The sequence below is a fragment of the Enterovibrio qingdaonensis genome, from assembly GCF_028683135.1.
GTDB classification, from domain to species: Bacteria; Pseudomonadota; Gammaproteobacteria; order Enterobacterales; family Vibrionaceae; genus Enterovibrio; species Enterovibrio qingdaonensis.
Map to the genome: position 1 here is coordinate 1 of NZ_JAJUBB010000092.1, position 240 is coordinate 240.

Consider the following 240-nt stretch of genomic DNA (forward strand, 5'->3'; position numbering starts at 1 on the left):
GACCGCATTGATTCATTCAAAATTGCTTCGCTGCTGCGTGGCGGAAACTTCCCTCTCGCGTATGTCTACCCTAAAGCGATGAGGGCTACCCGTGATTTACTTCGTCGCCGTACTAAAATCATGCGTCACGGTGCCGACTTGAAAGCCCATGTCTCCAACACCTTTAGCCAATACAATCACCCTGCACCGAACCTTCAACTTCGCTATCCCTATGCCAGAGAAGAAGTCCGTAACCGCTTC

Annotated in this window: 1 pseudogene; it reads left to right on the forward strand. The window is 50.8% G+C overall.

Features of this window, described 5'->3' with window-relative positions:
• Nucleotides 1-240 (forward strand): annotated as a pseudogene (locus LRP49_RS25255) (IS110 family transposase); the annotation flags it as partial.